General features: G+C 67.3%; 8 protein-coding genes. All 8 read right to left on the reverse strand.

Annotated elements, in window-relative coordinates:
- A partial coding sequence (gene tgt, locus ACE3S9_RS12285; RefSeq protein WP_374546748.1) for a tRNA guanosine(34) transglycosylase Tgt occupies positions 1-791 on the reverse strand: 791 nt, incomplete at its 3' end.
- Positions 792-798: 7 nt separating this feature from the next.
- Positions 799-1911 (reverse strand): DNA polymerase III subunit delta', encoded by a 1113-nt coding sequence (locus tag ACE3S9_RS12290; protein ID WP_374546749.1) that lies wholly within the window; start codon positions 1909-1911, stop codon positions 799-801.
- Positions 1902-2564 carry a dTMP kinase gene (gene tmk, locus ACE3S9_RS12295; RefSeq protein WP_374546750.1) on the reverse strand — a complete coding sequence of 221 codons (663 nt, stop codon included), beginning with the start codon at positions 2562-2564 and terminating at the stop codon, positions 1902-1904. The genes ACE3S9_RS12290 and tmk overlap by 10 nt, the downstream gene beginning before the upstream one ends.
- A gap of 76 nt (positions 2565-2640) precedes the next feature.
- Positions 2641-3870, reverse strand: a complete 1230-nt coding sequence (locus tag ACE3S9_RS12300; RefSeq protein ID WP_374546752.1) for a D-alanyl-D-alanine carboxypeptidase family protein — start codon at positions 3868-3870, stop codon at positions 2641-2643.
- Positions 3871-4039: 169 nt separating this feature from the next.
- A complete protein-coding gene (locus ACE3S9_RS12305; RefSeq protein WP_374546753.1) occupies positions 4040-5002 on the reverse strand; it encodes a septal ring lytic transglycosylase RlpA family protein in 963 nt (320 codons plus the stop codon).
- The gene (locus tag ACE3S9_RS12310) at positions 4999-5235 is read right to left on the reverse strand and encodes a hypothetical protein (protein WP_374546754.1); all 237 of its coding nucleotides are present in this window, start codon (positions 5233-5235) and stop codon (positions 4999-5001) included. The genes ACE3S9_RS12305 and ACE3S9_RS12310 overlap by 4 nt, the downstream gene beginning before the upstream one ends.
- Before the next feature lie 97 nt (positions 5236-5332).
- On the reverse strand, positions 5333-5788 hold the full coding sequence (locus ACE3S9_RS12315; RefSeq protein ID WP_374546755.1) for a DNA polymerase III subunit chi: 456 nt from the start codon (positions 5786-5788) through the stop codon (positions 5333-5335).
- On the reverse strand, positions 5788-6734 hold a 947-nt coding region (locus tag ACE3S9_RS12320), incomplete at its 5' end, for a leucyl aminopeptidase (RefSeq protein ID WP_374546756.1). The genes ACE3S9_RS12315 and ACE3S9_RS12320, both read right to left, overlap by 1 nt.

A 6734-nucleotide genomic window follows, 5' to 3' on the forward strand; every position in this document is an offset into this window, starting at 1 on the left:
TCGATTCCGCGCGCGACCGATTCAATCAGATCGTCCGGCGAACCGACGCCCATCAGATAATGCGGCTTGTGCTCGGGCAGATGCGGCATGACCGTCTCGATCATGGCCAGCATGATCGCCTGCGGCTCGCCCACCGCGAGGCCGCCGACCGCCAGGCCGTGGAAATCCATATCGGCCAGCGCGCGGGCGCTTTCGATGCGCAGACCCGGCTCCGCACCGCCCTGCACAATGCCGAAACAGGCGTGGCCCGGCTGCTCGCCAAAAGCCTTGCGCGAGCGCTCGGCCCAGCGCAGCGACAGCCGCATGGCGCGCTCGGCCTCCTCCGGCGAACAGGGCAGCTTCACGCATTCGTCGAACTGCATCTGGATGTCCGAGCCGAGCAGGCGCTGGATTTCCATCGACCGCTCCGGCGTCAGCACATGGCGGGCGCCGTCGATATGGGACTGGAAGGTGACGCCGTTCTCGTCAAGCTTGCGCAGCTTGGCCAGCGACATGACCTGAAAGCCGCCGCTGTCGGTGAGGATCGGATGCGGCCAGTTCATGAAGGTATGCAGGCCGCCGAGCGCGGCGACGCGCTCCGCGCCGGGCCGCAGCATGAGATGATAGGTGTTGCCGAGCACGATATCGGCCCCGAGCGCACGCACCTGTTTGGGATACATGGCCTTGACCGTGGCGGCGGTGCCGACCGGCATGAAGGCCGGCGTGCGAATGGCGCCGCGCGGCGTGGAAATCTCGCCAAGACGGGCGCCGCCGTCCCGGGCGATCAACCGGAAGCCGAAAGTCTCGTTCATTCTGTCCTCAGGCGAGCGCCGCGCGCGCCGTGCTTTCGGCCTCCGCGAGACGCGCAAAGACGACGATCACGAAGGCCCTCTTGTCGAGATTGTAGATTTCCAGCGCGCGGCTTTCGCGCTCCAGAAAAGCCCAAGCCTCGGCATAAGGCGCCAGCGCGCGCGGGCCAAGCCCCCGGGCCAAGCCCCCCGCGTCATGCCGTCGCAGCGATGCGCCAAGCCAATCGAAGGCGGCGCGCAGAAAGGCGTCGAATTCGGCCGCGCCTTCCCGACCCGCCACGGAATCGGCGATGCGATGGACGTCTCGCCAATTGATGCGTGGCAGCGCGGCGAGCGCGCGCTCCGTCAATCCCCCGACGGGACTATCGCCGGCGGCGAGCAGGCGCAGGGCCTCGCGCGCCGAGCCCTTTGCTTGGCCGCAGGCGCGCGCGATGGCGTCGTCGGGGGCGACGAGTTCGGCGGCGTCGAGCGCCGCGCGCGTCGCCGCTTCCAGAGACGCCGGCTCCAGCGCCGGCAGCATCAGCAGGCGGCAGCGCGACCGGATCGTCGGCAGGATGCGCCCCGGATGGTGGGCCACCAGTAGGAACAGGCTGCGCGGCGGCGGCTCCTCGATCAGCTTGAGCAAGGCGTTGGCGCTATTCATGTTGAGATCGTCGGCGCTGTCGATGATCGCCATGCGCCAACCACCTTCGCCGGCGGCCTGCTCGAACAGGTGAATCGCGTGGCGCACGTCGTCTACCGTGATGCGCGTCGCGTGTTTCTTGGTCTTTTCGACCCATTCGCGCCGCAGCAGCGCGAGATCGCCGAAGGACAAGGCAGACAATTTGCGCGCGGCGGCGTGGCCGGGATCGACCGCAAGGCTTTCCGCCCGCTGGACCGCCGGCGCGGTCGGATCGGGATGAGCGGCGAGGAAGCGCGCCATGCGCCAGGCAAGCGTCGCCTTGCCGACGCCCTGCGGCCCGCCGACGATCCAGGCCTGCGGCAAGCGGCCGGCGCGATAGGCGCCGAGCAATTCCCTTTCGGCGCGCTGCTGGCCGAACAGGGCGAAGGTGTCGCGCGGATGCGGCGCCGGGGCGAACCGGTCGCTCTCCGGCGGCGCGTCATCCGCCGCCTTTACGCCCATTGCTTGCGTTCCGAGCCGAGCGAAGGCCATTTTTCGAGACAGGCCGACCAGAGCGCCGCGGCGACCTCGTCCTCGGCGCGCGCGGCGTCGATGACCCGGCAGCGCTCGGGCTCGGCGTCGGCGATTTCGAGGAACTTTTCGCGAAGCTGGGCGTGAAAGCTTAGGTCTTCGGCCTCGAATCGATCGGCCGCCTCCTGCCCGCGCCGCCGCCCCGCCCGCGCCATGCCGGCCTCGGGCGCGATGTCCAGAATGAAGGTGAGATCCGGCTGGACCCCGGCGAGCGTGACCCGTTCAAGCGTCGCCAGCATATTGTCTTCGGCGCCGCCGCGCGCGCCCTGATAGGCGCGGGTCGAATCGGCGAAGCGGTCGCACAGCACGAAGGCGCCGCGCGCCAAGGCCGGGCGGATCACCCGGTCGATATGGTCGATTCGCGCGGCGGAAAACAGCAACGCCTCGCCCATGGCGCCGAAATCGCGCGCCTTGCCGGCGAGAATGACCGAGCGCAGCTTTTCCGCCAGCGGCGTGCCGCCCGGCTCGCGCGTGACCACCACCTCCCGGACGCGATCACGCAGGGCGGCGGCGAGACGGCGGATCTGGGTCGATTTCCCCGCCCCTTCCCCGCCTTCGAAGGTGATGAACCGGCCCTTGCGCAAAAAGTCCCGCTCCCGAATCCCTTGGCCGGCGCGCTCGCCCGCCGACGGCGCAGTCTTAACGCGAAACCGGGCCCGTTCAAGGCGCCGAGGGCGCGCTCCCCGCCTCTTTCGGCGCCGTCGCGGCGGCCTGTCCGGCGGATTTCCGGTTGAGCGAACTCATCGCCGAGTTCAGCCCCTTGTGGAACAATTGCCGCCCCAATTCGAGCGCCGCGTCGCGGGCGCGCTGCGTCAGCGGGCCCTGATCGACCGCTTCGCCGGTCTTCAGCGGCACGTCGAGCGCGAGGCTGTCGCCGTGATAGATCTTCAGCCGCGCCACGGTCTGGCCGGCGGCGACGGGGGCGATCAGCGGCCCGACATAAACGATCTTGCCGGTCAGCTTGTCGGCCGTTCCACGGGGCGTCATGACCCGGATGGCGCTGCCCGAAACCAGCGGAACTTCGGTCTTCACGCCGCCATAGACCTTGGCCGCGCCGACCGCCTCATTGGCGTTGAATATGGTTTTCGTGTCGAAGCCGCGAAAGCCCCAATTGAACATTTTGCGGGCCTCTTCCGCGCGGTCCTTGGCCGTCTTGGCGCCGAGGACCACGACGATGAGGCGCTGGCCCTGGAAGACCGCCGAGCCGACAAGATTGAAATCGCCGTCCTTCTCATTGCCGACCTTCAGGCCGTCGCCATTGACGTCCATGAACAGGATCGGATTGCGGTTGAGCTGGCGGATCTTCGACCAGGTGAACTCCTTCTCGCCGAAATAATGGTAATAATCCGGGTAGCTCTTGATCAGGTGCTCCGCCAGGATCGCCATGTCGCGCGCCGAGACCGTCTGGCCGGGATTGGCGCCTCCCCACGAATCCGTGAAATGCGACTTGCTCATGCCGAGCTCGGCTGCGCGGACATTCATCATCGCCGCGAAATTCTCTTCCGATCCGCCAATGCCCTCCGCCAGCGCGATCGCGGCGTCATTGCCGGATTGCACGATGACGCCGCGCAACAGGTCCTCGACGCGGACATTGGTATTGACGCGGGCGAACATCGAGCCGCCGCTCTGGCCGGTCTTCCAGGCTTTTTCGGAAATGTAGAACGGCGTGTCGAGCGTGATCGACCCCTTCTTGAGGTCGCGGAACACCAGTTCGGCGGTCATCAGTTTCGCGAGCGAGGCCGGCGACACCGCATCGTCCGCGCCCTTTTCGAACAGGACCGTCTGGGTGTCGGCGTCCATCACGACCGCATGGGGCGCCGTGGTGGTGATGTTCTGGGCGCGCGCCGGCGCTCCGGCCCCGACAAAAAGCAGGGGCAGAACAAGTGACATTCGGAGGAAATAGGGCCTGAAACGCGCGTACACGAACGCCTCATCGCTGCGCGAGCCGGCTGGCTCGGTCGTGGTCGCCGGCGGCGCCGCGCGAACGCCTCAACTTAACGCCGTGATGGCGGCAAGCCAACCTTTATGCCCAAGCCAACCTTCAGTTTGGAGGGCGAAGTCAGCGGCGGGCGACGGAAATCGGGACGCCGGCGCCGGGAATCGTGCCGAGATCGAAGGGACGCTGCGGCGGCAGCGGCGGGCTCTTGGGCAGCGGCGCGGCGGGCCGGCCGGAATCTTCGGCGAGCGCCAGACGCTGGGGCGGCTGCGGCGGATCGTCCTGAGCGACAGTTTCGCGCGCGTGGGACGACGGCGGAGTCGGCTCGTAAGCCACCCTTTCGACCTCCGCGCGCAAGGCGGCGCGCTGTTCCTGGCGATCCGGCGCAGCGGCCGGCGGCATTTCGCGCTGATCGGCGAGCCGCGTCGGCGAATAGGCGAAATCGCCCAGTTCGGCGGGACGGCCGTCGACGCGCAGGGTCGCCAGCAACTTCCGGTCGTCCGATCCCGACAGGGAGGCGCGGCCGACATATTCCACCTTGATCTTGGCCGTGCCGATCGACTTGTATTCGAGCGCCTCGGCGGCGCGCGCGGAAAGGTCCATCATGCGGCCGCTGTGATAGGGGCCGCGATCATTGACGCGTACGATGATCGAGCGCTGGTTGCGCAGATTGGTGACGCGAGCATAGCTCGGCAGCGGCATGGTCGGATGCGCCGCCGTGATTCCGTCGCGATCGTAGATTTCGCCATTGGCGGTGCGGCGGCCGTGAAAGGCGTCGCCATACCAGGAGGCCAGGCCGACGCCGGTGAATTTGCGCTCGCTCGGCACATAGGTCTTGCCGGCGACGGTATAGGGATTGCCGACCAGATATTGGCCGCCGCCCTTCGGCACCGCTTCGCCGTCGGCGATCACACGGGCGCTGGCGCGCCCATAGATGCTTTCGGGAAAATATTCCTTGCCGTGGTGGCGGGCCTGTTGTTGCGGGGCCTGGGCGCAGCCCGCCATGGCGAGCGCGCCGGCGAGAGCCGCGAGGGAGCCTGCTTTCGCGCGGAGCAGCGCGAAGGGGCGAGCGGGCGTCTTGATCACTGGCCAAAGGTCCTTTTTTCGGCGGGGCCGGCAAAGCCATCGGGGGCTAAAAAGCCATCGAGGGCAAAGCGGCGAGCGCGCGTCGAAACGGCAGAGATATTGGCGAAAGAAAACATCATTCGCCACATTGCGCCGCCGAAATTGCCAAAAGGTTTAATCAAATGGTTAACCCTTCGCTTGCCATGCGGCGCATCGTCCGCAAATCCAGCGCCGCCGATGGCGAGCTGGATCACGGAATTGTGAACGCTTGTTCAGAATGGCTCCCGCATTTTGGCGGAAATGCGGCGGCTTGGCCGGACGGGGCGCTTAGGGCTGATCGACAATCATGCCCTAACCCTGCTTGCTCCAGCCGCCCTCCTCCGTTTCCCGCCAATAGGACAGTTCGGCGGCGCCTTGCTTGAGCGACCGCCATTGCTCGCGCGCGGCGGCGAGCGACGCCTCGTCGCGCCCGTCGAACAGCAGGATCAGCCGTTCATAGCCGGCGTCCAGAAAAGGCGCGGCCTCGGCGCCGTCGACCAGAAAGCGAATGCGCGCGTCATTGGGGTTGTCCTCGCCGCAGGTGAGCCAGACCCGCTGCAAGTCCGGATCGCCGGCCGCTTGCGAGCCATGCGGCAGGAAGGAATCGTCGGCATAGGTCCACAACAGGTCGTCAATCGCCTGCAACCGCTCTGGCGCCCGCGCCTGCACCACGGCGCGCCAGCCGCGCTGCAGCGTGCGCTCGATCAGAGCCGGCAAGACCTGATCGAGCGCGCGCCGCTGCAATTGATAGAACCAGACCTCCGCCATCAGGCCTCGTAATAATCCTTCACGAGGCGGTCGAGCAGGCGCACGCCCCAGCCCGAGCCCCAGCTTTGGTTGAGATCGCCGGTCGGCGAGCCCATGCCCATGCCGGCAATATCGAGATGCGCCCAGGGCGTGTCGTTGACGAAGCGCTTGAGGAATTGCGCCGCCGTGATCGAGCCGGCGTTGCGGCCGCCGGTGTTTTTGATGTCGGCGAATTTCGATTCGATCTGCTTGTCATAGGCCGGGCCGAGCGGCATCCGCCAGACCTTCTCGCCGGATTTCTCGCCCGCTTCCGTCAGGCGCTGGGCCAGTTCGTCGTTGTTGCTGAACAGGCCGGCATATTCCTGGCCCAGCGCCACCATGATCGCGCCGGTAAGGGTGGCGAGATCGACCATGAAGGCAGGCTTATAGGCGCTCTGGACGTGCCAGAGCACGTCGGCTAGCACCAGCCGGCCTTCGGCGTCGGTATTGATGATCTCGATGGTCGTGCCGGACATGGCGGTGACGATGTCGCCCGGGCGCTGGGCGCCGCCGTCGGGCATGTTCTCGACCAGGCCGAGCGCGCCAATGGCGTTGACCTTGGCCTTGCGCGAGGCGAGCGCATGGAGCAGGCCGGTGACGCAGGCGGCGCCCGCCATGTCGCCCTTCATGTCCTCCATGCCCGCGCCAGGCTTGAGCGAAACGCCGCCCGAATCGAAACAGACGCCCTTGCCGACGAAGGCCACCGGCTGAGCGTCCGGCGCGGCGCCGTTCCAGCGCAGGATGACGACGCGGCTCGGCCGCCGAGACCCCTGCCCCACGCCGAGCAGCGCCCGCATTCCGAGCGCTTCGAGCGCCGGGACGTCGAGAATCTCGACCACGACGCCGAGTTTCTCCAACTCCTTGGCCTTGTCGGCGAAGCTTTCCGGATAGAGCAGGTTCGGCGGCAGATTGACCAGGGTGCGGGCGA

Origin of the sequence: Rhodoblastus sp., from assembly GCF_041915505.1 — a bacterium.
GTDB lineage: Bacteria > Pseudomonadota > Alphaproteobacteria > Rhizobiales > Beijerinckiaceae > Rhodoblastus.

Coding starts and splice junctions, on each gene's coding strand:
- ACE3S9_RS12315 (WP_374546755.1), bottom strand. CDS start 5,788: ATGGCGGAGGTCTGGTTCTATCAATTGCAGCGGCGCGCGCTCGATCAG.
- ACE3S9_RS12300 (WP_374546752.1), bottom strand. CDS start 3,870: ATGTCACTTGTTCTGCCCCTGCTTTTTGTCGGGGCCGGAGCGCCGGCG.
- ACE3S9_RS12290 (WP_374546749.1), bottom strand. CDS start 1,911: ATGGGCGTAAAGGCGGCGGATGACGCGCCGCCGGAGAGCGACCGGTTC.